The following is a 25,885-nucleotide window of genomic DNA, read 5'->3' as shown; positions in this document are numbered from 1 at the left end:
TTTTTTATACATATTTACCGGAGCCATTTGTTATGAAGCTGTATGCCAGAGATTCTGTGCTCGACCTTTCGCATCCTCACGTTATGGGGATCCTGAACGTCACCCCTGACTCTTTCTCTGACGGCGGCAAGCATAATGAATTAATCCAGGCACTGACCCATGCTAATGAGATGATTAACGCCGGGGCGACGATTATTGATGTGGGTGGCGAGTCGACGCGCCCCGGAGCAGAGGAAGTGAGCGTTGAGCAGGAGCTGGAGAGGGTTATCCCGGTGGTAGAGGCCATTGCGCAGCGTTTTGAAGTGTGGATTTCAGTCGATACGTCAAAACCGGAAGTGATTCGCGAATCCGCCCGCGTAGGCGCGCATATCATCAACGATATCCGTTCCCTGCAGGAGCCTGGCGCGCTTGCCGCTGCTGCCGAAACCGGTCTGCCGGTCTGCCTGATGCACATGCAGGGCGAGCCAAAGACCATGCAGCAGGCACCTCACTACCCCAACGTTTTGCGCGCTGTGGATGATTTTTTTGTCACGCAAATCGCCCGCTGCGAAGCCGCCGGGATAAAAAAATCGCAACTGCTGCTCGACCCGGGTTTCGGTTTCGGTAAGAATCTGTCCCACAATTATCAACTGCTGGCGCACCTGGCTGATTATCACCACTTTGGTCTGCCGCTGCTGGTCGGTATGTCACGTAAAAGTATGGTCGGTCAGCTCCTGAACGTGGGGCCATCGCAGCGTCTGACGGGCAGTCTTGCCTGTGCAGTCATTGCTGCGATGCAGGGGGCCCATATTCTGCGCGTGCACGATGTGAAAGAAACCGTAGAGGCGATGCGTGTCGTCGAAGCCACACAGTCTGCAAGGGAAGAAAAATAGAATGAGTGAACGTAAATATTTCGGTACAGACGGCATCCGCGGCAAAGTGGGTGAATCTCCGATCACGCCTGATTTCGTGCTGAAGCTGGGCTTTGCCGCCGGTAAAGTGCTGGCGCGCCATGGTTCCAAAAAGATTATCATCGGTAAGGACACGCGTATCTCTGGTTATATGCTGGAGTCGGCGCTGGAAGCCGGTCTGGCAGCAGCCGGTTTGTCAGCCGCGTTCACCGGTCCGATGCCGACCCCCGCGATTGCCTACCTGACCCGCACCTTCCGTGCGGAAGCTGGCATTGTTATTTCCGCTTCGCACAATCCGTTTGATGATAATGGCATCAAATTCTTCTCTACCGAAGGTACCAAGCTGCCGGATGAAGTGGAGGAGGCGATTGAAGCAGAAATGGAAAAACCGATTACCTGCGTGGAGTCTGCTGAACTGGGCAGGGCCAGCCGCATCGTTGATGCTGCCGGGCGTTATATTGAGTTCTGCAAAGGCACCTTCCCCAGTGAACTGAGCCTGAATGGCATGAAAATCGTGGTCGACTGCGCCAACGGTGCCACCTATCACATCGCGCCAAACGTGCTGCGCGAGCTGGGCGCGACGGTGATTGCTATTGGCGTGCAGCCAGACGGCATGAACATCAATGAAGCGTGCGGGGCCACCGACCTGCGCCTGCTGCAGGAACGCGTCCTGGCAGAAAAAGCCGATGTGGGCCTGGCCTACGACGGTGACGGTGACCGCATCATGATGGTGGATCACCTTGGCCATAAAGTCGACGGCGACCAGATCCTCTATCTGATTGCCCGCGAAGGTCTGCGTCAGGGCCAGCTGCGCGGCGGTGTGGTGGGGACACTGATGAGTAATATGGGCCTGGAACTGGCGCTGAAACAGCTGGGCATTCCGTTTGCCCGTGCGAAAGTGGGCGACCGCTATGTGCTGGAAAAATTGAAAGAGAAGGGCTGGCGCCTGGGCGCTGAAAATTCCGGCCATGTGATCCTGCTGGACAAAACCACTACCGGTGACGGCATCGTGGCGGGGCTGCAGGTACTGACAGCGATGGTACGCAACCATATGAGCCTGCATGACCTGTGCAGCGGGATGAAACTGCTGCCGCAGATTCTGGTCAATGTGCGCTTCAGCGGCACCCACGATCCGCTGGAAGATGCCACCGTGAAGGCCGTTACGGCAGAAGTTGAAACCGAACTGAAAGGCCGCGGCCGTGTACTGCTGCGTAAATCCGGTACGGAGCCATTGATCCGCGTGATGGTCGAAGGAGAAGACGAAGCGCAGGTCACTGCACTGGCGCACCGCATCGCCGACGCGGTAAAAGCGGTATAAGCGATCGCGGTAGATCGACATAAAAGATCTGACCCAGCGATAGACGTAGGGGACGGCCCATTTTTGCGGTTGTCTCTTACCCTAAACGGTCTGGAAACCGGCGCGATCCGGTAGTAAACTCACCATTTCGCTGGTTTTTTCCGCACTCGGACAGGGCGAATAAAATTGCCCTTGCACGTGCGGCTACCTTTGGTTAGTATTCACACCCGCTTCATAGGCAGGTTGTGAACTGCTTATTAAGACTAACTGGCTTGAAGCTTTTGATGTGCGTGTAACGCACCAGGAACAAGGTTGATTATGTACGAAGCTCTTTTAGTAGTTTTCCTTATTGTGGCAATCGGCCTTGTGGGTCTGATCATGCTTCAGCAAGGTAAAGGCGCTGATATGGGAGCATCATTTGGTGCAGGCGCTTCTGGTACGCTGTTCGGTTCTAACGGTTCTGGTAACTTTATGACCCGTATGACTGCAGTGCTGGCGACCCTGTTCTTCATTATCAGTCTGGTTCTGGGTAACATCAACAGCAACAAAACCCAGAAAGGAAGTGAGTGGGAAAACCTGACTCAGCCGGCACAGTCCCAACAGACTACGCCTGCTAAACCGGCAGCGCCGGGCAGCGATATCCCGCAGTAAGCAGTACAGTACCTCAGCAGTACAAGCAGTAACGATTTCGATGCGACAGAAATAAAATAGTCGCCTCTTTAGTGCCGTGGTGGTGGAATTGGTAGACACGCTACCTTGAGGTGGTAGTGCCCGCATGGGCTTACGGGTTCAAGTCCCGTCCTCGGTACCAAATCTCAGTTGTGCTTGCAAATTCTGCAAGTTTTGCGTAGTATTCGGGCGCGGGGTGGAGCAGCCTGGTAGCTCGTCGGGCTCATAACCCGAAGGTCGTCGGTTCAAATCCGGCCCCCGCAACCACTTTCCCTTAGAGTTCTTTTTCAAATAAACTGTATACATCACATGGGTATCTCAGTTGATTTTGAAAAAAATTCTCTTGGATTGTGCCGAGCCGCCAATGGCGGTGTACAGGGTCCAGTCGCATTAAGCCCCGATATTTCGGGGTTTTTTGTTATCAGGAAGCAGCATCACTGGGCTATAGGCCCTTTTTTTACGTCTTGGGGGTGGGATTGTCCACATTAGAGCAAAAATTAACAGAGCTGATCTCAGCACCGGTAGAAGCGCTAGGCTACGAACTGGTTGGTATTGAGTTTGTACGCGGTCGCACATCCACCTTGCGCATCTATATTGATAGTGAAGATGGCATCAATGTTGATGATTGCGCTGATGTGAGTCACCAGGTCAGTGCGGTATTCGACGTCGAAGACCCGATTACCGTGGCTTATAACCTCGAAGTTTCCTCGCCTGGTCTTGACCGCCCGATGTTTACCGCAGAACATTATGTACGTTTTACTGGCGAAGAAGTGAGCCTGGTGCTGCGTATGGCGGTCCAGAACCGTCGCAAATGGCAGGGTATCATTAAGTCTGTTGAAGGCGAGATGATTACTGTTGCCGTTGAGGGTAACGACGAAGTGTTCGCGCTGAGTAACATCCAGAAGGCGAACCTGGTTCCCCACTTTTAAAAGTCCGGATTGAGGCATACCAGGATGAACAAAGAAATCTTAGCTGTTGTAGAAGCGGTCTCTAATGAGAAGTCCCTCCCACGCGAGAAGATTTTCGAAGCGCTGGAGAGCGCGCTGGCCACAGCCACCAAGAAAAAATACGAGCAGGAAATTGACGTTCGCGTCAGTATCGATCGCAAAAGTGGCGATTTCGATACCTTCCGTCGTTGGCTGATTGTGGACGAAGTGACGATGCCGACGCGTGAAATCACGCTGGAAGCCGCCGTCTACGAAGATGAATCACTGGGCCTGGGTGGCTTTGTTGAAGACCAGATCGAATCTGTCACCTTTGACCGTATTACGACCCAGACTGCCAAGCAGGTTATCGTACAGAAAGTTCGTGAAGCTGAGCGCGCGATGGTCGTCGATCAGTTCCGCGAGCAGGAAGGCGAAATCATCACCGGCGTGGTGAAGAAAGTAAACCGCGATAATATCTCGCTCGAAGTGCGACCAAACGATGGTTCTAATACCAACGCAGAAGCCGTGATCATTCGTGAAGATATGTTGCCACGTGAAAACTTCCGCCCGGGTGACCGTATCCGTGGTGTGTTGTACGCTGTGCGCCCTGAAGCGCGCGGTGCTCAGCTGTTCGTCAGCCGTTCCAAACCGGAAATGCTGATCGAACTGTTCCGCATTGAAGTGCCGGAAATTGCTGAAGAAGTTCTTGAAATTAAAGCCGCTGCGCGCGATCCAGGCTCACGAGCCAAAATCGCGGTGAAAACCAACGACAAGCGTATCGACCCGGTCGGTGCTTGCGTAGGTATGCGTGGTGCGCGTGTTCAGGCGGTATCCAGTGAGCTGGGTGGCGAGCGTATTGATATCGTGCTGTGGGATGATAATCCTGCGCAGTTCGTGATCAACGCAATGGCCCCGGCGGATGTCGCCTCTATCGTGGTGGATGAAGATAATCACACCATGGATATCGCAGTAGAAGCCGGTAATCTGGCTCAGGCGATCGGCCGTAATGGCCAAAACGTGCGTCTGGCTTCACAGTTAAGTGGCTGGGAGCTAAACGTGATGACGGTCGACGACCTGCAGGCCAAGCATCAGGCTGAAGCTCATGCTGCCATCGACGTCTTTACCAAACATCTCGATATCGACGAAGACTTCGCTACCGTTCTGGTCGAAGAAGGCTTCTCTTCTCTGGAAGAGCTGGCTTATGTGCCGATTAACGAGCTGCTGGAAATCGACGGTCTTGATGAAGAGACAGTAGAAGCGTTGCGCGACCGAGCTAAAAACGCGTTAACCACCCTGGCACTGGCCAAGGAAGAGAGCCTCGGCGACAGTCAACCAGCGGAAGATTTACTGAACCTGGAAGGTCTGGAGCGCGAGATGGCCTACAAGCTGGCAGCTAAAGGCGTACGTACGCTGGAAGATCTTGCCGAGCAGGGTGTGGACGACCTGTCAGATATTGAGGGCCTGAACGATGAACGGGCTGGTGAGCTGATTATGGCTGCACGAAATATTTGTTGGTTCGGCGACGACGCGTAATAAACTGTAGCAGGAAGGAACAGCATGACGACAGATGTAACCGTAAAATCGCTGGCCGCAGAGATTCAGACACCGGTAGAACGCCTGGTACAGCAATTTGCTGACGCAGGGATCCAAAAGTCTGAAACTGACTCTGTTACCCAGCACGAAAAAGAGACATTGCTGACCCATCTGAACCGCGAACATGGCGGCGGATCTGGTAAGCTTACTCTGCAGCGCAAAACGCGCAGCACCTTGAATGTTCCAGGCACCGGGGGCAAAAGTAAGTCGGTGCAAATCGAAGTCCGCAAAAAACGCACTTATGTAAAAGGCGATCCGGCCGATGCTGAACAGGCAGAAGCGGAAGCCCAGGCAGAGCGTGAAGCGGAAGAACTGGCTCGTCGCGAGGCTGAAGAACAGGCCCTGCGCGCAGCTCAAGACAAAGCAAAGCGTGAAGCCGAGGAGCAGGCCAAGCGTGAGGCAGCTGATAAAGCCAAACGTGAAGCAGCGGAAAAAGATAAAGTGAGCAATCAACATACCGACGAAATGACCCGGGCCTCTCAGTCCGATAAAGCCCGCCGCGAAGCGGAATCGGCAGAACTGAAGCGTAAAGCGGAAGAAGAAGCGCTTCGCAAGATCGAAGAAGAAGCGAAGCGCGTAGCCGAAGAGGCACGTAAAATGGCGGAAGAGAAAGGCGAAGAGTGGACACAGGTTAAAGAAGTCGAAGACACTTCTGATTATCACGTGACCACTTCAACTCATGCTCGTGCAGCAGAAGACGAAAATGACGCGCAGGTCGAAGGTGACCGCCGTACACGTACTGCTGTTCGTCCGGCTAAAGCCCCGGTTCGCAAGAAAGGCAACAAGCATTCTGAAGCGAAAACTGACCGTGAAGAAGCGCGTGCGCAGGTTCGCGGCGGTAAAGGCGGCAAGCGCAAGCCAAGCACCCTGCAGCAGGGCTTCAATAAGCCAGCACAGGCGGTTAACCGTGACGTGATTATCGGTGAGACTGTCACCGTAGCGGAACTGGCTAACAAGATGGCGGTGAAAGGTTCCCAGGTCATCAAAGCGATGATGAAAATGGGCGCCATGGCCACCATCAACCAGGTCATCGATCAGGAAACTGCTCAGATGGTCGCGGAAGAAATGGGTCACAAAGTGACACTGCGCCGCGAAAACGAGTTGGAAGAAGCGGTCATGAGCGACCGTGATACCGATGCGGTGCATGAGTCTCGTGCACCGGTCGTGACCATCATGGGTCACGTTGACCACGGTAAAACCTCTCTGCTGGACTACATTCGCTCCACGAAAGTCGCCTCTGGCGAAGCGGGCGGGATTACTCAGCACATCGGTGCCTACCACGTTGAAACTGACAACGGTATGGTAACCTTCCTGGATACCCCAGGCCACGCCGCGTTTACCTCAATGCGTGCTCGTGGTGCTCAGGCAACGGATATCGTTATCCTGGTCGTTGCTGCAGATGATGGCGTGATGCCACAGACTATCGAAGCTATCCAGCATGCGAAAGCGGCCAAAGTGCCGGTTGTCGTTGCGGTGAACAAATGCGATAAGCCTGATGCCGATCCAGACCGTGTTAAAACTGAACTGACTCAGTATGGGATTATCCCGGAAGAGTGGGGCGGCGAAAACATGTTCGTCAGCGTTTCAGCGAAAGTCGGTACCGGTATTGATGACCTGCTGAACGCTATCCTGCTGCAGGCGGAAGTGCTGGAACTGAGCGCTGTTCGTCAGGGTATGGCAAGCGGTGTGGTTATCGAATCCTTCCTGGATAAAGGTCGTGGTCCGGTCGCAACGGTTCTGGTTCGTGAAGGTACGCTGAACAAAGGCGACATCGTTCTGTGTGGCTTCGAATACGGCCGTGTGCGTGCGATGCGTGACGAGATGGGCCGTGAAGTGATGACTGCCGGTCCTTCTATTCCGGTTGAGATCCTCGGCCTGTCCGGTGTGCCGGCAGCGGGTGATGAAGCGACCGTTGTACGTGACGAGAAGAAAGCGCGTGAAGTGGCACTGTATCGTCAGGGCAAATTCCGTGAAGTTAAGCTGGCACGTCAGCAGAAATCTAAGCTGGAGAACATGTTTGCGAACATGACTGAAGGCGAAGTTTCTGAGCTGAACATCGTGCTGAAAGCTGACGTACAGGGTTCTGTCGAAGCTATCTCCGAGTCACTGCTGAAGCTTTCTACTGATGAAGTGAAAGTGAAAATCATCGGTTCCGGCGTAGGTGGTATCACTGAAACCGACGCGACGCTGGCTGCAGCTTCTAACGCCATCCTGGTAGGCTTCAACGTACGTGCTGATGCTTCAGCGCGCCGCGTGATCGACTCAGAAAGCCTGGATCTGCGTTACTACTCCGTCATCTATAATCTGATTGACGAAGTGAAAGCCGCGATGAGCGGGATGCTGGCACCAGAGTACAAACAGCAGATCATCGGTCTGGCAGCGGTACGTGACGTGTTCAAATCACCGAAATTCGGTGCCATCGCCGGTTGTATGGTGACGGAAGGTAATATTAAACGTCACAACCCAATCCGTGTTCTGCGTGACAACGTGGTGATCTACGAAGGCGAGCTGGAATCTCTGCGCCGCTTCAAAGATGACGTTAACGAAGTCCGTAACGGCATGGAATGTGGTATCGGCGTGAAGAACTACAACGATGTGCGTGTTGGCGATATGATCGAAGTCTTCGAAATTATCGAAATCCAGCGCACCATCGACTAAGTCGACGTCCGCAATCAGCAACACTAATTGGGAGGCTTCTGGCCTCCCAATCTTTTATAAGAGAGATAAAATTATGGCGAAAGAATTCGGTCGCCCGCAGCGTGTTTCTCAGGAACTGCAAAAAGAGATCGCCATGATCCTGCAGCGTGAGATTAAAGACCCGCGCCTGGGCATGATGGTAACGGTTTCCGGCGTGGATGTGTCACGTGACCTGGCCTACGCCAAGGTGTTCGTGACCTTCCTGAACGATAAAGACGAAGAAGCTATCAAAGGCGGCCTGCGTGCCCTGGGTGACGCTGCCGGCTATATCCGCTCCCTTCTCGGTAAAGCGATGCGTTTGCGTATCGTGCCTGAGCTGACGTTTTTCTACGACAACTCGCTGGTTGAAGGGATGCGCATGTCTAATCTGGTAACGAACGTGGTCAGAAATGACGAAGAGCGTCGTGGCCCGGTTGAAGATGGCCAGGAAGAGAACCAGGAAGAAGGCAAAGCAGAGTAATGAGTCGTCCTCGTCGTCGCGGTCGCGATATCCACGGCGTTCTGTTGCTGGACAAGCCTGGCGGTTTGTCCTCCAACGACGCGCTGCAGAAAGTCAAACGCCTGTATAACGCCAATCGTGCGGGCCATACCGGCGCGCTCGATCCTCTGGCAACTGGCATGCTGCCGATCTGTCTGGGGGAAGCGACCAAGTTTTCCCAGTATCTGCTGGAATCGGATAAGCGTTATCGGGTCATTGCCCGTCTCGGGCAGCGCACCGATACCTCCGATGCCGATGGAGTGATTGTCAGCGAGCGCCCGGTCGCGTTCAGTGCCGACACGCTGGCGCAGGCGCTGGACAGTTTCCGCGGTGAAACGCAGCAGATCCCGTCCATGTATTCAGCGCTGAAATACCAGGGCCGCAAGCTGTATGAATATGCCCGTGAAGGCATTGAAGTGCCGCGCGAGTCGCGCAGTATTACGGTCTATGAGCTGCTGTTTATTCGTCACGAAGGTCATGAGCTTGAGCTGGAAATCCATGTCTCAAAAGGCACTTACATTCGCACTATCATTGACGATCTTGGCGAAAAGCTGGGCTGCGGTGCGCATGTTACCTACCTGCGTCGGTTGCAGGTGGCCACGTACCCCATCGAAAAAATGGTGACGCTGGAACAGCTCAATGCCCTGACGGAAGAAGCTCACCGCAGCGAACAGTCTCCTGCTGATTTGCTGGACGCACTGCTGATGCCAATGGACAGCCCGGCAGCGGAATATCCCGTGGTGAATCTGCTCAGTTCGGTCGCGGCTTACTTTAAGCAGGGGATGCCGGTTCAGGCCGCAGGCGCCCCTGCCAGCGGGCTGGTGCGGGTGACGGAAGGCGAGGAGCATAAGTTTATTGGTATGGCGGAAATCGCCGACGATGGACGGGTAGCCCCGCGCCGGCTGGTTGTAGAATATTTCGACTAGCTATTTGCGCTTAAGTAGCGCTAAGAGTAGAATGGCGCGGCTTTACACTGGGTTGCTGAATTAGAGATCGGCGCCTGTACATTTATCTTAATTTTTGGAGTTGTCTCATGTCTCTAAGTGTTGAAACTAAAGCACAGATCGTTGCTGATTTCGGTCGTGGCGCAAACGACAGTGGTTCTACTGAAGTTCAGGTTGCACTGCTGACCGCGCAGATTACTCATCTGCAGGGTCACTTCTCTGAGCACAAGAAAGACCACCACAGCCGTCGTGGCCTGCTGCGCATGGTATCTCAGCGTCGTAAGCTGCTGGATTACCTGAAGCGTAAAGACGTTGCACGCTACACCAGCCTGATCGAACGTCTGGGTCTGCGTCGCTAAGTCTTACAGGTTGTCCCGCCACGGTTTCAGATCTTCTGAAGGTGTAAGTGGGTCATCGGACAACCTGGTGCGAGTTTCGCTGGAAAGGGGCCTTTAAGGCCCCTTTTTTCAAGCAAGCGGCAGCAATTACACGCAAACTATTGTATTGTTGCTGAGTGTGATCTTCAGTTGCAGACGTTCGCGCGGCTAATGAGAGGCTTTATCCCATCTGGGATTAGGGTTGTCATTAGTCGCGAGGATGCAAAATGAAGATTAAATATCCACGGTCGGTATAAAAAACTACTGACCCTGAAGTTAAGGAACTAATTTTGCTGAACCCGATCGTAAAAAAATTCCAGTATGGTCAGCATACCGTCACTCTTGAGACCGGTATGATGGCCCGCCAGGCAACGGCTGCCGTAATGGTAAGCATGGACGACACCGCGGTGTTCGTGACCGTTGTTGGCCGTAAAAATGCAAAACCAGGTCAGGATTTCTTCCCACTGACCGTTAACTATCAGGAGCGTACCTACGCTGCTGGTCGTATCCCGGGCAGCTTCTTCCGTCGTGAAGGCCGTCCAAGCGAAGGCGAAACACTGACTTCACGTCTGATTGACCGTCCGCTGCGCCCACTGTTCCCGGAAGGCTTCGTCAACGAAGTGCAGGTTATCGCTACCGTTGTTTCCGTTAACCCACAGGTTAACCCGGACATCGTTGCGCTGATCGGTGCTTCTGCGGCACTGTCACTGTCTGGTCTGCCGTTTAACGGTCCAATCGGTGCTGCGCGCGTCGGTTACCTGAACGACCAGTACGTACTGAACCCAACGACCGATGAGCTGAAAGAGAGCAAACTGGATCTGGTCGTTGCCGGTACCAAAGGCGCTGTGCTGATGGTTGAGTCAGAAGCTGAACTGTTAAGCGAAGACCAGATGCTGGGTGCCGTGGTGTATGGCCATGAGCAGCAGCAGATCGTTATCGACACCATTAACGAACTGGTGGCTGAAGCAGGCAAACCTCGCTGGGACTGGACACCAGAAGCACCGAACGACGCGTTGAACGCCCGTATCGCTGCGCTGGCGGAATCCCGTCTGAGCGACGCTTACCGTATCACCGAAAAACAGGAGCGTTATGCTCAGGTTGACGTGATCAAATCAGAAACCACTGCGGCCCTGCTGGCTGAAGATGAGTCACTGGATGCCGGTGAGATCAGCGACATTCTGCACGCGCTGGAAAAAGACGTGGTACGTAGCCGCATTCTGCGCGGTGAGCCACGTATCGATGGCCGTGAAAAAGACATGATCCGTGGTCTGGATGTGCGTACCGGCGTTCTGCCACGTACCCACGGTTCAGCACTGTTCACCCGTGGTGAGACTCAGGCACTGGTTACCGCAACACTGGGTACTGCCCGTGATGCGCAGAACCTGGATGAACTGATGGGTGAGCGTACTGATAACTTCCTGTTCCACTACAACTTCCCTCCGTACTCTGTCGGTGAAACCGGCATGGTCGGTTCGCCTAAGCGTCGTGAAATCGGTCACGGTCGTCTGGCGAAACGTGGTGTTCTGGCCGTGATGCCAAAAGGCGATGCGTTCCCGTACACCGTGCGTGTGGTGTCTGAAATCACCGAATCTAACGGTTCATCATCGATGGCGTCCGTATGTGGTGCTTCTCTGGCACTGATGGATGCCGGTGTCCCTATCAAAGCAGCCGTAGCCGGTATTGCGATGGGTCTGGTGAAAGACAACGATAACTTCGTTGTTCTGTCAGACATTCTGGGTGACGAAGATCACCTGGGCGACATGGACTTCAAAGTAGCCGGTAGCCGTGAAGGTATCACTGCGCTGCAGATGGACATCAAAATTGAAGGCATCACTCGCGAAATCATGCATGAAGCGCTGAACCAGGCTAAGGGTGCGCGTCTGCACATTCTGAGCGTTATGGAACAGGCAATCAGCACTCCGCGCGGCGATATCTCTCAGTTTGCACCACGCATCCATACCATCAAGATCAGCGTTGATAAGATTAAAGACGTGATCGGTAAAGGGGGTTCGGTGATCCGTGCGCTGACCGAAGAAACCGGCACCACCATCGAAATTGAAGATGACGGTACGGTTAAAATCGCAGCGACTGACGGTGAGAAAGCGAAATTCGCTATCCGTCGTATCGAAGAGATTACTGCAGAAATCGAAGTGGGCCGTATCTATAACGGTAAAGTGACCCGCATCGTTGACTTCGGTGCCTTCGTTGCTATCGGCGGTGGAAAAGAAGGTCTGGTTCACATCTCTCAAATCGCTGACAAGCGCGTTGAGAAAGTGACAGACTACCTGCAGATGGGCCAGGAAGTACCAGTGAAAGTACTGGAAGTTGACCGTCAGGGTCGCGTACGCCTGAGCATCAAAGAAGCCAGCGAACAGGCTCAGCCTGAAGCTGAAGTTCCTGCAGCACCTGAAGCAGAGTAACGGCATTACCATTGAGTTCTCCGCATCTTCGGGTGCGGAGGATTGTTTCATCGCGAGGGCTGGATGGCCTTGTGAACGGCAGGCGGATGACAGGATGTCCATCCCAATGTTTGTTTTCGGGAGTGGTAAATGAAGCCATTTTTGCGCTGGTGTATAGTTGCGACAGCTTTGACGCTGGCAGGATGCAGCAACACCGAATGGCGTAAGAACGAAGTTTTGGCGGTCCCCTTGCAGCCTACGCTGCAGCAGGAAGTCATTCTCGCGCGCATGGAACAAATACTTGCCAGTCGGTCATTGACCGATGATGAACGCGCACAGCTGTTATATGAGCGCGGAGTGTTGTATGATAGTCTCGGTTTGAGAGCACTGGCGCGAAATGATTTTTCACAAGCGCTGTCTATCAGACCGGATATGCCTGAAGTATTCAATTACTTAGGCATATATTTAACGCAGGCAGGCAACTTTGATGCTGCCTATGAAGCGTTTGATTCTGTACTTGAGCTTGATCCAACTTACAATTATGCGCGTTTAAATCGTGGTATCGCTTTGTATTACGGCGGAAGATTTAAACTGGCGCAAGATGATCTGCTGGCGTTTTATCAAGACGATCCTAACGATCCCTTCCGCAGCCTGTGGCTGTATCTCACCGAACGTGAGATTAACGCAGACCAGGCAAAAGTTTCGCTCAAGCAGCGTTACGACAAAGCGGTGAAGGAACAATGGGGATGGAATATTGTCGAGTTCTACCTGGGCGATATCAGCGAAAAAACGCTGATGGAACGGCTCCAGGCGGACGCAACGGATAACACCTCGCTCGCTGAACATCTCAGTGAAACCAACTTCTATTTAGGTAAGTACTACCTAAGTCTGGGGGAGAAGGACAACGCAGAAGCGTTGTTCAAGCTGACGGTCGCCAACAACGTTCACAACTTTGTTGAGCATCGATATGCATTGTTGGAGCTGGCGCTACTCGGCCAGACACAAGACGATTTATCAGAATCTGACCAGCAATAGCTGACGAACTTCATTGCCCGTTTTTTCGAAAAGTCATCATCTTAGCGGATGAGGGCCTTTTTGTTCGTCAAAACCACTAATTTGAGCCGGTTCACACTTTTTGATGAAAATGACTGAAAATTTTCACGACGAGTTATGTAGACTGGCCGCCGCAATCTAAGAGGCACGTGTACTACATGACTGATATCCAAACTACTTTTGCTGACCTTGGCCTGAACGCCGACCTCCTCGAATCACTGACCGGCATGGGCTACGTGAAGCCTTCCCCAATCCAGCTTGAGTGTATTCCTCATCTGCTGGCGGGCCGTGATGTGCTGGGTATGGCGCAGACCGGGAGTGGCAAAACTGCAGCCTTCTCGCTGCCGTTATTACATAACATTGACCCAACCGTAAAAGCACCTCAGATCCTGGTGCTTGCACCGACCCGCGAACTGGCGGTGCAGGTTGCTGAAGCGATGACAGAATTCGCTAAACATATGCGCGGCCTGAACGTGGTTGCCCTTTACGGCGGCCAGCGTTACGACGTGCAGCTGCGCGCGCTGCGCCAGGGACCACAGGTTGTTGTGGGCACGCCTGGTCGTCTGCTTGACCACCTGAAACGCGGCACGTTAGATCTGTCTAACCTGCGCGGCCTGGTGCTGGACGAAGCCGATGAAATGCTGCGTATGGGCTTCATCGAAGACGTTGAAACTATCATGGCGCAGATCCCAGACAATCATCAGACTGCTCTGTTCTCTGCCACCATGCCAGAAGCCATTCGTCGCATTACCAAGCGCTTTATGAAAGATCCGCAGGAAGTGCGTATCCAGTCAAGCATGACCACGCGTCCGGACATCAGCCAGAGCTACTGGACTGCTTACGGCCGTAAAACGGATGCACTGACCCGCTTCCTGGAATCAGAAGACTTCGATGCTGCAATCATCTTCGTGCGCACTAAAAACGCGACGCTGGAAGTGGCTGAAGCGCTGGAGCGCAGCGGTTACAACAGTGCTGCCCTGAACGGTGATATGAACCAGGCACTGCGTGAGCAGACGCTGGAGCGCCTGAAAGATGGTCGTCTGGACATCCTGATCGCCACCGACGTTGCGGCCCGTGGCCTGGACGTTGAGCGTATCAGCCTGGTGGTTAACTATGACATCCCGATGGACGCAGAATCTTACGTTCACCGTATCGGCCGTACCGGTCGTGCAGGTCGTGCCGGCCGTGCTCTGCTGTTCGTTGAAAACCGCGAGCGTCGTCTGCTGCGCAACATCGAACGCACCATGAAGCTGACCATTCCTGAAGTCGAGCTGCCAAACGCAGAACTGCTGGGTGAGCGCCGTCTGGCGAAGTTTGCTGCTAAAGTTCAGCAGCAGCTGGAAAGCAGCGATTTGGAGCAGTACCGTGCTCTGCTGGCTAAAATGCAGCCAGAAGAAGAGCTGGATATCGAAACGCTGGCCGCAGCACTGCTGAAAATGGCTCAGGGCGAACGTCCACTGATCGTTCCTGCTGATGCGCCACAGCGTCCGCGCAGCCAGTTCCGCGATCGCGATGACCGCCAGGCCGGCCGCAGCGATCGTCCGGATCGTGGCCCACGTGAACCACGTGAACCCCGCGCAGAAGGCGATCGTCCACGTCGTGAACGTCGTGACGTCGGTGATATGGAAGTGTACCGCATTGAAGTAGGCCGTGATGACGGTGTTGAAGTGCGTCACATCGTTGGCGCTATCGCTAACGAAGGCGACATCAGCAGCCGCTACATCGGTAACATCAAGCTGTTCGGTACGCACTCCACTATCGAACTGCCAAAAGGCATGCCGGGCGAAGTTCTGTCACACTTCACCCGCACGCGTATTCTGAACAAACCGATGAATATGCAGCTGATTGGTGATGCACAGCCACGCAGCAATGACCGTGGCGGCGAACGTCGTCCGGGCGGTCCTGCACGCGGTGGCTTTGGCGCTGGCGCTGGCCGTGAAGGCGGAGCCCCACGCGGTGGTGCTGAAGGCGGTCGTCGCTTCAGCAATGACCGTGGCGGTGAACGTCGTCCGGGTGGCCCTTCACGTGGTCCACGCACTGAAGGCGGCGCAGCACCTACCCGTCGTCGTGATGCGTAATCACTGATGCCAAATAAAAAAACCAGCCTTCGGGCTGGTTTTTTTTTGCCCTGCGATCAGGGTTACAGAGCGTTGCGGGCCTGCATGGCCAGCTCAAAGGAGTAAAGCCGTGCCTGAGTATCGAAAATCTGCCCGTTGACCATCACTTCGTCTGCCTGGGTTTCACGCATCAGCGCCGCCAGCCCCTGACGGACTTTATCTTTATCACCCACCACCGACATACTCAGCGCCTGCTGCACGCCGTACTGTTCTGACGGTGACCACAGGTTGTCCATGTTATCCACCGGCGCGGGCAGCGGGCCCGGTTTGCCGCGGCGAAGATTGATAAACTGCTGCTGCATGGAGGTGAACAGGAAGCGCGCATCGCGATCGCTGTCTGCAGCCACCACGTTGACACACACCATTGCATAGGGTTTATCCAGCCGCGCAGAGGGTTTGAAGTTCTCGCGGTATAAATGCAGCGCCTGTAACAACATATCGGGAGCAAAGTGCGAAGCGAAAGCGAAAGGCAGGCCCATCTGCGCCGCCAGCTGCGCGCTGTACAGGCTGGAGCCAAGCAGCCAGACCGGTATTTTCAGCCCTGTTCCGGGAACCGGCTGTACCACCGGCATCTCTTCCCCCGAGTGATCGAACCAGCGGATGAGTTCACTCACATCGGATGGGAAATTATCGACATGCCCGGCCATATGGCGGCGCAGCGCCAGCATGGTGCGCTGATCGGAACCCGGTGCGCGGCCCAGACCCAGATCGATACGGCCAGGGTAAAGCGACTCCAGGGTGCCGAACTGCTCGGCAATCACCAGCGGTGAATGGTTGGGTAACATCACCCCGCCCGACCCCAGACGCAGGGTTTGCGTATTCGCCGCCAGATAACCAATCAGTACGGAGGTTGCCGCACTGGCAATCCCGGACATGTTGTGGTGCTCTGCCAGCCAGTAGCGGTGAAAGCCAAGCGATTCAGACTGCTTAGCCAGAGAGAGTGATGCATGAAACGCATCGCGCGCGGAGGCACCCTGAGGAATGGGGGCGAGATCCAGTACCGAAAGCGGTACATTTTTTTTATCAGGCATAGTTGCTCACTTTGTCTAACGGCCGACGCTGCGCCAGGTACAAAAGAGACAGATTAAGGGATTTGTTGTCTGTATTATTGTCCGTTCGCAGCACTCCTGGAATTAACGGTACAGCGGCGCGAACGCTTTGATCAGCCTCTGCCCCGTTATCAGGTAACTGATGCACCACTATTATAATAGCGGGATTTATCCTGACGAGAGATACCGGCCGCCAGGATAACGCAGGATCGGCGCGAGCGTGTCTTAATTCACCAGCTCCAGCCCTGCGACCCGTCGCCAGTAGCCGTTACAGTCTGCGTGGTGATCCATCTTCAGTGGCCGCTGGCCCGCTTCGTTAGCGCGGAACTGGGGGATCACCGACAGCGTTCCTGCATCCTGCGGTGAAAGACGCACAATATCGACCAGCCCCTGCATGGAGGTCAGATCGTTACCCAGGTTGTAGCAGCTGCCGCTCATGGTCTGAATGCCGTTCAGAACAAACACCTGCTGATCCTCCTGGGTATGCACACGGCGTCCCTGGGGATAGTCAATACAGCAGGTCTGACATTCATCCTTGCTGCGATTTTCTGAACGGGCGGTAAAGCAGCGGGCTGACAGGGCCAGCGGCAGATGACCATAGCTCAACACTTCAACCTCAAACCGCTGGCGGATGCCCAGTTCTTCACACTGATTGATCAACTGCATCAGCCAGTCCCGCGACAGTTCCACCGGCATGCACCAGCGCGTCATTCCCATGTCCAGCAACAGTTTCAGTGCGACGGCATTATAGACATTAAGCGCAGGGCCGGCGACGAAGGGGATCCCGGCTTCGCTGGCCAGCGTCACTGCGCCGACATCATTGGCTTCGATCAAGAATTCGCCGTTATCAATGTAGCGCTTCAGCTCGGTCAGTTCCGAAGGAGACTGCACCAGTGCCAGCGTACTGAGCACCACCTGCTTGCCGGCATCAGCCAGTTGCCTGGCCATACTCAGCCAGTCGCCGGTTTTCGTGGCGCGGCGTTTACTGCACACCGATTCTCCCAGGTAGACAATGTCAGCGTCACTGTCGGCGGCCGACTGATAAAATGCGTTCAGCGTCTCTTTTGACCAGTACCACAGTACCGGTCCCAGTGAATATTTCATCCTGTCTCCTACTGCCACTGCCGGTGATAGGCACCGAGCGTGGTTTGTGTACCTTCACTCAGCGCACTGAGCGCCGTCATCCACTGCGGCTGTGCGGTAAAGTTCTGCGGGTCAGCGTGACAGCGGTCAATGGCCTGACGCCAGATCCGTGCCACCTGTTCAACATAAGCGGGGCTGCGCTGGCGCCCTTCAATTTTCACCGAGACGATATTCGCTGCCATCAGCTCGGGCAGCAGCGCCAGCGTATTGAGGCTGGTGGGTTCTTCGAGGACATGATAATGAGCCTTGTCGACCTTATAACGGCCTTTGCACAGCGTCGGGTATCCGGCATTTTCTCCCGCGTCATAGCGATCAATCAGCACTTCATTCAGCCGGGATTCCAGCCCGGCGGGGGTCTGCTGCCAGCGAACAAAACGGGCAGGCGAGCAGGCGCCGACCGTATTGGGTGACTCGCCCGTCAGGTAAGAAGAAAGGTAACAACGGCCCTCTGCCATAATGCACAGACTGCCGAAGGCAAAGACCTCCAGGGGGACGGTGGTATCGCGGGCCAGCTGGCGCACCTGATGCATCGATAGCACTCGCGGCAATACCACGCGTGATACATCGAAGTTACGCTGATAAAAGCGAACGGCAGCCGCATTTGTCGCGGAGGCCTGTACCGAAACATGACGTTCAATATGGGGATATTTTTCTGCGGCGTACGCCAGCATGGCAATATCTGCCAGGATTAAAGCATCGGCACCGGCATGAGCGGCCATATCGACGGCGCGCTGCCAACGCACATAGCCATCAGGATGGGCAAAGGTGTTGATCGCCACATGCAGTTTGCGTTTACGCTGATGAACGTAGCGTGCTGCTTCCTGCAGGCGTTTGTCGGTGAAATTCAGACCCGCAAAGTGGCGGGCATTGGTTTCATCTTTCAGGCCGATATACACCGCATCGGCACCGTTATCGATGGCCGCCTTCAGCGCCGGAAGGTTTCCGGCCGGGCAGAGAAGTTCCATAGGGATCGATCCAACTAATCAGAAGAGTTGATGAGTTTAGTGAGGAAAGCGGTGACAAATTTTGATTTAAGGCAGCTAATGGCGTATTGATGGGGTTCGTGATCCCTGATAAAACTCGTATAGTTCGCACACTTTGTTGATCCAGCCGTCAGACGCATTTTGCTGTTGTGGCAAAATAGCTGAAATTTATTCGTAAGGAGTGATAATGGTGTTGAACCCGCTACGCAGCCGCTGTGTCCGTCACGGACCGCAATTACTGCGTTTTCCACTGCGGTTTACCCCGTTTGCCGTGAAGAAGCCGCTACTGCAGGCATTGCTACGCTGGCAGTTTCAGCAGGCGCTGGCGGAAGGTGAGCTGGATTTCCTGGAAGGGCGCTGGCTGGGAATCGAGGTTAGCGATCTCGAACTGTGCTGGTCAGTGACGCTGCAGCAGGGCGAACTTCATGTAGCCGAACGCGCGGAAGCCGATGTCTGGTTCCGTGGCAATGCCAACGATTTGGTGCTGATCGCCGCCCGCAGACAGGACCCGGACACCCTGTTTTTTCAGCGTCGTCTGCTGATTGAAGGTGATACCGAGCTGGGTCTGGAAGTGAAAAACCTGATGGATGCGATCGACCTGGAATCCATGCCGAAGCCGTTACGCATCGGACTAATGCAACTGGCTGACTTTATTGAGGCCGGACTGAAAAAGGACGCGATTTCCCCTGCGGATCGCGCAGGTGTCTCATGTTAATTCGTTCAGAAATAGGTATTGATGCTGCCAGCATCGACAGCCTGCTGCGCCGCAGCTTCCCCACCTCTGCGGAGGCGGAACTGGTGCAGCAACTCCGTGAAGACGGATTATTAACGCTCGGCGTGGTGGCCACAGATGATGATGGCCAGGTGCTGGGCTATGCGGCGTTCAGCCCGGTCACGCTGAACGATGAAGATCGTCAGTGGGTGGGATTAGCGCCGCTGGCGGTTGATGAACGTGTCCGCCGGCAGGGCATTGGTAAGCAGCTTGTCTATGAAGGGCTGGATACGCTCAATGAGTTCGGCTATGCCGCCGTGGTGGTGCTGGGCGACCCCGCTTACTTCGGGCCTTACGGGTTTGAGCCGGCTGCGCGCCACCAGCTGGACTGTCGCTGGGAAGGCACTGCAGCGACTTTCCAGGTTTACAAGCTGGCAGATGACGCCTTTAACGGCGTGGAAGGTCGTATCGAATACTCGGCGCCGTTTACGCGTTTCTGAGCGCGGCAAGCCACTGAACAAGCGACACAGGCTGGTGCTCTATCAGCCTGATTTTTTGCAACTTTTTAAGCTGTTTAACCTGATATTCCAGCTTTGACGCCAGCGAACGATCCCCCGCCTCACAGTGAAACAACAGCTCAAGCGGCCCCTTACCCCGTAATGCCTTCGCGCCTTTACCGCTCTGGTGCTGCGCAAAGCGTCGTGCCACGTCATTTGTGATGCCGGTGTACAGCATCCCGCTGGCGGTACGCACAATATAAAGTTGCCAGCCGGTAGGTGCAGCAGAATGCATAGCTTCCCAATCCACACAAAGAAGGAGGAGGGTACTTTAGCGCATCTTCGACGGGATCTTAAGGGGGGCAAGGCCAGCCGCAGCTGGCCAGGGGCCACTATCAGGCGGCGTTCAGAATACGCAGGGATTCACGGTTAAAGGCGGGCAGGTCGTCCGGGGTACGGCTGGTGACCAGGCGATCGTTGTCGATCACGACCTCTTCATCGTAAAAATCCGCGCCAGCGTTTTTCAGGTCAATCACCACCGGTTTCACCGTGGTCATTTTACGCCCGCGTACCGCATTGGCGCTGATCAGCAACTGCTGGCCGTGGCAGATGGCAAAAACGGGTTTACCCAGCGCAACAAAGGCTTTGGTGAATTCTACAAACCGGTCGTCACCGCGCAGTGTATCAGGGGAGTGACCGCCCGGCAGCAGCAGGGCATCAAATTCAGCCGGATGCACATCATCGATACTTTTATCGACCTTCACGCTGGCTTTACCCTGTTTCCCGGTAATCGTTTTACCGGCCTCAGTCTCAATGGTAATCACCTCGTGGCCGGCATTTCTGTACGCCTCGGCGGGGGAAGTAAATTCTGAGTCTTCAAATTCATCGGTTATCAGCACCGCAATCTTCTTGCTCATATTTCCTCCTGTGAGCTTTCGTTGAGAACGGAATAAGTGTGGTTCACTGACGCTGAAAATCAACCCGGGGCGGCTTTTGAATTCACAGGCTCCTGATTTTTCGGGAAAAGAAGGCGCACACAAAGGTAAAGAAAATGCAGCCTGCTGGCGTTTACCGGTAGCGCCCCTTATGATGAATTCTCACTCTGCCTATCACCTTCAGGACGAATTCATGGCTACGCTGCATCTGTTACTCGCTTTCGGCTCCTATTTTTTCACCAGCTGTGCAATGGTGCTGATATTCCTGTTTATCTACACACGCATTACCCCGCATAACGAGTGGCGCCTGATTAAAGAGAATAATCTGGCGGCGGCACTGGGTTTCATTGGTGCACTATTAGGTTATATTATCCCGCTGGCCAGCGTGGCGATTAACTCCGTCAATTTACTCGATTATGTTATATGGGGTGCCGTCGCGCTTGTCGTTCAACTGCTGGTGTTTGGACTGGCGCGCATTTATCTGCCGAAAATCAGCCAGCATATTGAAGATAACCATCTGGCTGTCGGCTTATTTCTCGGCGGGGTCTCCCTTGGCGGAGGGATCATCAATGCAGCCTGTATGACCTACTAAAACTTTTCAGGCAGGGAAGCAGTAAACTTGAAAAAGAAACGTCGCCGCTCACGTTCGGGCGGTCAAAAGCCGGTGGAATTTAAGTCCTTCTCGCAAGGTGCAGCCCTGAATGACGCGCCGCGTAAATCCACGACATGGCTGACGCTGGTTATTATGGGCGGCACCGGTATGGCACTGCTCCACAGCTGCCGGGACCAGGGGGAAGAGCAGACCATCTTTGCCAGCAGCAATGAGTGCACGCAGGCAGGCTATTCCCTCCGGGCCTGTGAGGCGCAGGAGCAGGCCGCCCAACAACAGCTGGATGCCAGTTCACAGGGATTTGATAACAGTTATGCCTGTCAGAACTATTATGGCCTCGGGAACTGCCATTACAGCCTGGTAACACACCATTTTCTGCCGCGACTGGCGGGCTTTACTATGGGTAAGCGCCCGCAGGAAGACAGTCAGGGGGCGTCCTCTTCAGGGGGCGGTTACTACGGCGGCGGGCGCGCCTTCTATCGTGATCCGAACGATCGTGAGACGCTGAGGACGCCGGGCAGTGAAGCACGCTGGACGCGTTCCTCTGCTGATGCTGACGCCCATAAGTTCAGTGGGCGCACGGTCTCACGCGGCGGGTTTGGCGGCAGTTCATATCATCGTTCAGGGGGCTGAAGATGATACGTATCGCCTGCACGCCACGGCGCGACCTTGCTGCCATCGCTGCCCGCTACGGTTTTAACTTCCATATTATCGATGATGAAGTGTACTGGGATGAAACCCGGGCCTATCGCTTTACCCTGCGTCAGATAGAGCAGGATATTGAGGGGCCAACGGAAGAGCTGCATCAGATGTGCCTTGATTTGGTCGATCGCGTCACCGGCGATGAAGAGCTGCTGACAGCCCTGGCGATCCCGCCCCTCTACTGGGAGGCCATTGCCCGCAGCTGGCAGCGTCGTGAACCCTCACTCTACGGCCGGATGGACTTCAGCTGGGGAGGCCAGGGGCCGGTTAAGCTGCTGGAATACAATGCTGATACCCCCACGTCTCTGTATGAAGCCGCGTTTTTTCAGTGGCAGTGGCTGACCGATGTCGCGGGCAGGGGGCAGGTCCCCCATCATGCCGATCAGTTTAATTCCCTGCAGGAGAAGCTGATCGCGCGGCTGGCGCTATGGCGCAATCAGCACCCGCTCTATTTTTGCTGCTGTCAGGGATCGGCGGAAGATCGCGGCACGGTGCAGTATCTTGAAGATTGCGCCCGACAGGCAGGCCTTGAAACACGTTTTCTCTATCTGGAAGAGGTGGGCATGGGCGTGGGGGGCGTGCTCACGGATATGCAGGATCGGGTGATAGAACAGGCCTTCAAGCTTTACCCGCTGGAGTGGATGCTGCGTGATGATTACGGACCGCTACTGCGCAAGGGCCGTGAACGCTGGATTGAACCCCTGTGGAAAACCGTGCTCAGTAACAAGGGCATCTTACCGCTGCTGTGGCGCTGGCATCGCGGGCATCCTAACCTGCTGCCGGCCTGGTTTACCGGGGAAGTGGATAAACCGGGCTGGCGGTTAGCGGAGGAAATGGGCGCTCAGTGGCGCGGTTTCGTCAGTAAACCGTTGTTCTCGCGCGAAGGGGCGAATATCACCATGTATGCCGATCGCGATGGCCGGCAACGGCTGGCCAGTGAGCCCGGCGAATACGCGGATGAACCCCGTATCTGGCAGGCCAGTGCGCCGTTACCCCGGTTCGGGCATGACCATACGCTGATCGGCAGCTGGATTGTGGGCGACAGCGCCGCGGGTATCGGTATTCGTGAGGATAACGGGCCGATCACCAAAGACAGTTCAAGGTTTATCCCGCACTTTATCGCTGACTGATCTCAGCGCAGCTGATGAATGACCTGGTTGCTGCTGCCGCGCCAGCGCAGCGCCGGGTCTCTGAGCGCCTGGATATATTTCCCGTCAATCAGTACGTTAACCTCGGCGACCACCCGCTGCTGCTGCGCGTCCAGCTCCTCCCGTCGGTAGCCGGTCCACATCCAGATATCCTTTCCCGCACAGTCACGGCGCACCCGCCGTAACAGCCGTCCGACATCGGCGAGATTAGCCGGATGCAGAGGATCGCCGCCGGACAGCGACAATCCCTGGCGCGGAATGCGCGTGTCGTTGAGATCGGCAATCAGCCGTTCTTCCATATCCAGCGTAAACGGCACCCCGGAGTTTACCCGCCAGGTACTTTTGTTATAGCAGCCCGGGCATTCGTGCACGCAGCCGGAAACAAACAGCGTGCAGCGCGTGCCGGGGCCGTTAACGATATCCACCGGGTAATACTGATGGATGTTCATCCAAGCTGGCCGTTTTGCAGATGCTTAACCCGACGTTTTACCTCTTCCTGCTTGCCGGCGTTAAAGGGGCGGGCATCCGGGCTGCCAAGGTAGCCGCATACCCGACGGGTGACGGAAACGCGGGTGCTGTCGTGGTTACCGCATTTCGGGCAGGTGAAGCCTTTGCTGGTGCAGTCGAATTCGCCGGTAAAGCCGCACTCATAGCATTCGTCGATCGGCGTATTGGTACCGTAATAAGGCACCCGGCTGTAGCTGTAATCCCAGACATCTTCCAGCGCCTTCAGGTTGTGCTGAATATTGGGATATTCGCCGTAACAGATAAAACCGCCGCTGGCTAACGGCGGGTAGCCCGCCTCAAAGTCGATTTTATCGTATGGGTTCACCTTCTTCTCCACGTCAAGGTGGAAGCTGTTGGTGTAATAGCCCTTATCCGTCACACCCGGCACCACACCAAACTCCGCGGCATCAAGGCGGCAGAAGCGATCGCACAGATTTTCGCTGGGGGTGCTGTACAGGCTGAAGCCGTAGCCGGTCTCCTCTTTCCAGGCTTCCACGGCCTCACGCAGCCGGGCGACAATCTGCAGCCCTTTCGCCCGCAGTTGTTCATCGTCATAAGGATGCACGCTGCCGCCACTCAGGGCGTTCAGCGTTTCGTGAATGCCGATATAGCCCAGAGAAATGGAGGCTCTGCCGTTGCGGAAGATCGAGGCTACCGGCTCATCGGCCTTCAGGCGTACCCCGCAGGCACCTTCCATATAGAGGATCGGCGCAACGCGGGCTTTGACATTTTCCAGCCTGGCGATACGTGTCATCAGCGCTTTTTTCGCCAGCAGCAGGCGCTGCTCCAGCAGAACCCAGAAGCGCCCCTCGTCCCCCTCCGACTCCAGCGCAATACGCGGCAGGTTCAGGCTGATCACGCCGATATTGTTCCGGCCATCGTGGATCTGCTCGCCGTTCTCCTCATAGACCCCGAGGAAACTGCGGCAGCCCATTGGCGTTTTAAACGAACCGGTGACTTTCACCACCTGGTCGTAATTGAGGATATCCGGATACATGCGTTTACTGGCGCACTCCAGCGCCAGCTGTTTGATGTCGTAGTTAGGCTCACCCACCGCCTGGTTCAGCCCGGCTTTAATGGCAAACACCAGCTTCGGGAACACTGCCGTTTTATGGTTTTTCCCCAGGCCGGCAATACGGTTGCGCAGGATCGACTGCTGAACCAGACGCGCCGACCAACGGGTACCCAGGCCAAAACCGAAGGTGACAAAGGGCGTCTGACCGTTGGCGGTGTGCAGGGTGTTGACCTCGTATTCCAGTGACTGGAAAGCGTCATAACACTCTTTTTCAGTGCGCGAATGCGCATAGGCTTCAGCATCCGCAATCTGCCACTGCTGTGCGGTCGCGCGGTGCTTCTCCAGGCTGGCTTCAACAAACGGTGCCAGCACCTCATCAATACGGTTAATTGTGGTTCCGCCGTAAATATGGCTGGCCACCTGCGCGATGATCTGGGCGGTGACGGCGGTGGCGGTAGAGATCGATTTCGGCGGTTCGATCTCCGCATTGCCCATCTTGAAGCCGTGAGTCAGCATGCCGCGCAGGTCGATCAGCATGCAGTTGAACATCGGAAAGAACGGAGAGTAGTCGAGATCGTGATAGTGGATCTCACCGCGTTCATGGGCGCTGACCACATCACGCGGCAGCATATGCTGACGGGCGTAATGTTTAGCCACAATACCGGCCAGCAGGTCGCGCTGTGTCGGGATCACTTTACTGTCTTTATTGGCATTTTCATTCAGCAGCGCGGGATTGCTCTGCTCAACCAGACCACGGATCTCATGATTCAGACGACCGCGCAGCTCGCGGGCGACGTCGCGATCGTGACGATACTCAATATAGCTGCGTGCCAGCTGGGGGTAACATCCCGCCATCAGCTGGTTTTCCACCGCGAGCTGCACCTCGGCAATATCCACCCGGGGACGGGCGGTCAGCAGGGCGCTGATCTGGCTGGCGGCGGTGGCGCAGTAGTCATTATCGTCAATGCTGGCTGCCTGTGCGGCAGCACGAATCGCTGCCTCAATACGTGCTGGATCGAAGGCGACCTGACAGCCGTCCCGCTTGATTACCTGAGTTGCCACCGCTGCTCTCCTGAAGGAAGAAAACTATATGTAGGTTTCGGTGGCTATAGTAAACGCTATATGTAGTGTTTGTGCGGAGAAT

The 25,885-nt window shown here is 55.2% G+C and carries 25 protein-coding genes and 2 tRNA genes; 20 read left to right on the top strand and 7 right to left on the bottom strand.

The genetic code is table 11. The features are described from left to right. Positions 1 to 32 precede the first annotated feature (32 nt). The 15 genes from folP to EPE01S_RS09780 all read left to right on the top strand — a co-directional run bounded on the left by folP (position 33) and on the right by EPE01S_RS09780 (position 15,401). Positions 33 to 872 (top strand): dihydropteroate synthase, encoded by an 840-nt coding sequence (folP, locus tag EPE01S_RS09845; protein WP_062744458.1) that lies wholly within the window; start codon positions 33 to 35, stop codon positions 870 to 872. A gap of 1 nt (position 873) precedes the next feature. Further along, a complete protein-coding gene (glmM, locus tag EPE01S_RS09840; RefSeq protein ID WP_062744457.1) occupies positions 874 to 2,208 on the top strand; it encodes a phosphoglucosamine mutase in 1,335 nt (444 codons plus the stop codon). Positions 2,209 to 2,505: 297 nt separating this feature from the next. Continuing rightward, a complete protein-coding gene (gene secG / locus EPE01S_RS09835; protein ID WP_062744456.1) occupies positions 2,506 to 2,838 on the top strand; it encodes a preprotein translocase subunit SecG in 333 nt (110 codons plus the stop codon). Positions 2,839 to 2,911: 73 nt separating this feature from the next. Then, positions 2,912 to 2,998: transfer RNA gene (locus EPE01S_RS09830), tRNA-Leu, on the top strand. A 48-nt stretch (positions 2,999 to 3,046) separates the two neighbouring features. Next, a tRNA-Met gene (locus EPE01S_RS09825) sits at positions 3,047 to 3,123 on the top strand. A gap of 209 nt (positions 3,124 to 3,332) precedes the next feature. Continuing rightward, complete coding sequence (gene rimP / locus EPE01S_RS09820) at positions 3,333 to 3,785, top strand: ribosome maturation factor RimP (RefSeq protein ID WP_048914488.1); 453 nt, start codon at positions 3,333 to 3,335, stop codon at positions 3,783 to 3,785. Between the two features lie 24 nt (positions 3,786 to 3,809). Next, the gene (gene nusA, locus EPE01S_RS09815; protein WP_062744455.1) at positions 3,810 to 5,315 is read left to right on the top strand and encodes a transcription termination factor NusA; all 1,506 of its coding nucleotides are present in this window, start codon (positions 3,810 to 3,812) and stop codon (positions 5,313 to 5,315) included. 24 nt (positions 5,316 to 5,339) lie between these two features. Further along, positions 5,340 to 8,033, top strand: a complete 2,694-nt coding sequence (infB, locus tag EPE01S_RS09810) for a translation initiation factor IF-2 (RefSeq protein WP_062744454.1) — start codon at positions 5,340 to 5,342, stop codon at positions 8,031 to 8,033. 73 nt (positions 8,034 to 8,106) lie between these two features. Further along, entirely contained in the window at positions 8,107 to 8,532 is a 426-nt protein-coding gene (gene rbfA, locus EPE01S_RS09805; RefSeq protein WP_062744453.1) for a 30S ribosome-binding factor RbfA, read from the top strand. Beyond that, complete coding sequence (gene truB / locus EPE01S_RS09800; RefSeq protein ID WP_062744452.1) at positions 8,532 to 9,476, top strand: tRNA pseudouridine(55) synthase TruB; 945 nt, start codon at positions 8,532 to 8,534, stop codon at positions 9,474 to 9,476. The genes rbfA and truB overlap by 1 nt, the downstream gene beginning before the upstream one ends. Positions 9,477 to 9,583: 107 nt before the next feature. Beyond that, positions 9,584 to 9,853 carry a 30S ribosomal protein S15 gene (rpsO, locus tag EPE01S_RS09795; RefSeq protein WP_062744451.1) on the top strand — a complete coding sequence of 90 codons (270 nt, stop codon included), beginning with the start codon at positions 9,584 to 9,586 and terminating at the stop codon, positions 9,851 to 9,853. Positions 9,854 to 10,161: 308 nt separating this feature from the next. Then, positions 10,162 to 12,291 (top strand): polyribonucleotide nucleotidyltransferase, encoded by a 2,130-nt coding sequence (gene pnp / locus EPE01S_RS09790; RefSeq protein WP_062744450.1) that lies wholly within the window; start codon positions 10,162 to 10,164, stop codon positions 12,289 to 12,291. Positions 12,292 to 12,420: 129 nt separating this feature from the next. Then, positions 12,421 to 13,305, top strand: a complete 885-nt coding sequence (gene nlpI, locus EPE01S_RS09785; protein ID WP_062744449.1) for a lipoprotein NlpI — start codon at positions 12,421 to 12,423, stop codon at positions 13,303 to 13,305. 103 nt (positions 13,306 to 13,408) lie between these two features. Then, the gene (gene yrbN / locus EPE01S_RS24070; protein WP_100229640.1) at positions 13,409 to 13,465 is read left to right on the top strand and encodes a protein YrbN; all 57 of its coding nucleotides are present in this window, start codon (positions 13,409 to 13,411) and stop codon (positions 13,463 to 13,465) included. 16 nt (positions 13,466 to 13,481) lie between these two features. Next, entirely contained in the window at positions 13,482 to 15,401 is a 1,920-nt protein-coding gene (locus EPE01S_RS09780; protein WP_062744448.1) for a DEAD/DEAH family ATP-dependent RNA helicase, read from the top strand. 62 nt (positions 15,402 to 15,463) lie between these two features. Here EPE01S_RS09780 and EPE01S_RS09775 read toward each other — a convergent pair whose 3' ends face one another. The 3 genes from EPE01S_RS09775 to ubiU all read right to left on the bottom strand — a co-directional run bounded on the left by EPE01S_RS09775 (position 15,464) and on the right by ubiU (position 18,597). Continuing rightward, on the bottom strand, positions 15,464 to 16,471 hold the full coding sequence (locus EPE01S_RS09775; protein WP_062744447.1) for a luciferase-like monooxygenase: 1,008 nt from the start codon (positions 16,469 to 16,471) through the stop codon (positions 15,464 to 15,466). Between the two features lie 243 nt (positions 16,472 to 16,714). Further along, positions 16,715 to 17,593 (bottom strand): U32 family peptidase, encoded by an 879-nt coding sequence (locus EPE01S_RS09770; protein WP_062744446.1) that lies wholly within the window; start codon positions 17,591 to 17,593, stop codon positions 16,715 to 16,717. An 8-nt stretch (positions 17,594 to 17,601) separates the two neighbouring features. Further along, positions 17,602 to 18,597 (bottom strand): ubiquinone anaerobic biosynthesis protein UbiU, encoded by a 996-nt coding sequence (gene ubiU / locus EPE01S_RS09765; RefSeq protein ID WP_062744445.1) that lies wholly within the window; start codon positions 18,595 to 18,597, stop codon positions 17,602 to 17,604. A 208-nt stretch (positions 18,598 to 18,805) separates the two neighbouring features. On the opposite strand from ubiU, the gene ubiT reads away from it, so the two are divergent. Together ubiT and EPE01S_RS09755 are read left to right on the top strand one after the other, a co-directional pair. Further along, positions 18,806 to 19,330, top strand: coding sequence for a ubiquinone anaerobic biosynthesis accessory factor UbiT (ubiT, locus tag EPE01S_RS09760; RefSeq protein WP_062744537.1), 525 nt, complete (start codon positions 18,806 to 18,808; stop codon positions 19,328 to 19,330). After that, positions 19,324 to 19,827 carry a GNAT family N-acetyltransferase gene (locus EPE01S_RS09755; RefSeq protein ID WP_062744444.1) on the top strand — a complete coding sequence of 168 codons (504 nt, stop codon included), beginning with the start codon at positions 19,324 to 19,326 and terminating at the stop codon, positions 19,825 to 19,827. Before ubiT ends, EPE01S_RS09755 begins: the two co-directional genes overlap by 7 nt. Here EPE01S_RS09755 and EPE01S_RS09750 read toward each other — a convergent pair. Further along, positions 19,814 to 20,119, bottom strand: coding sequence for a GIY-YIG nuclease family protein (locus tag EPE01S_RS09750; RefSeq protein ID WP_062744443.1), 306 nt, complete (start codon positions 20,117 to 20,119; stop codon positions 19,814 to 19,816). The genes EPE01S_RS09755 and EPE01S_RS09750 overlap by 14 nt on opposite strands. A gap of 100 nt (positions 20,120 to 20,219) precedes the next feature. Beyond that, entirely contained in the window at positions 20,220 to 20,741 is a 522-nt protein-coding gene (locus EPE01S_RS09745) for a type 1 glutamine amidotransferase domain-containing protein (protein ID WP_062744442.1), read from the bottom strand. Between the two features lie 211 nt (positions 20,742 to 20,952). Here EPE01S_RS09745 and EPE01S_RS09740 point away from each other — a divergent pair, with 211 nt between their 5' ends. The 3 genes from EPE01S_RS09740 to EPE01S_RS09730 are packed head-to-tail and all read left to right on the top strand — an operon-like array spanning position 20,953 to position 23,201. Beyond that, positions 20,953 to 21,351 carry a DUF350 domain-containing protein gene (locus tag EPE01S_RS09740; protein ID WP_062744536.1) on the top strand — a complete coding sequence of 133 codons (399 nt, stop codon included), beginning with the start codon at positions 20,953 to 20,955 and terminating at the stop codon, positions 21,349 to 21,351. A gap of 27 nt (positions 21,352 to 21,378) precedes the next feature. Then, positions 21,379 to 22,002 (top strand): DUF1190 domain-containing protein, encoded by a 624-nt coding sequence (locus EPE01S_RS09735; RefSeq protein WP_062744441.1) that lies wholly within the window; start codon positions 21,379 to 21,381, stop codon positions 22,000 to 22,002. 2 nt (positions 22,003 to 22,004) lie between these two features. Beyond that, the gene (locus EPE01S_RS09730) at positions 22,005 to 23,201 is read left to right on the top strand and encodes a glutathionylspermidine synthase family protein (protein ID WP_062744440.1); all 1,197 of its coding nucleotides are present in this window, start codon (positions 22,005 to 22,007) and stop codon (positions 23,199 to 23,201) included. A gap of 2 nt (positions 23,202 to 23,203) precedes the next feature. Here EPE01S_RS09730 and nrdG read toward each other — a convergent pair whose 3' ends face one another. Both nrdG and nrdD read right to left on the bottom strand, forming a co-directional pair. After that, positions 23,204 to 23,668: an anaerobic ribonucleoside-triphosphate reductase-activating protein gene (gene nrdG / locus EPE01S_RS09725; protein ID WP_062744439.1), complete on the bottom strand. Its 465-nt coding sequence runs from the start codon at positions 23,666 to 23,668 to the stop codon at positions 23,204 to 23,206. After that, complete coding sequence (gene nrdD / locus EPE01S_RS09720) at positions 23,665 to 25,803, bottom strand: anaerobic ribonucleoside-triphosphate reductase (RefSeq protein ID WP_062744438.1); 2,139 nt, start codon at positions 25,801 to 25,803, stop codon at positions 23,665 to 23,667. The genes nrdG and nrdD overlap by 4 nt, the downstream gene beginning before the upstream one ends. Positions 25,804 to 25,885 lie beyond the last annotated feature (82 nt).

Origin of the sequence: Erwinia persicina NBRC 102418, from assembly GCF_001571305.1 — a bacterium.
Taxonomy (GTDB): Bacteria; Pseudomonadota; Gammaproteobacteria; order Enterobacterales; family Enterobacteriaceae; genus Erwinia; species Erwinia persicina.
The sequence above is the reverse complement of the archived record's forward strand: the minus strand, read 5'-3'. Positions and strand labels throughout refer to the sequence as shown.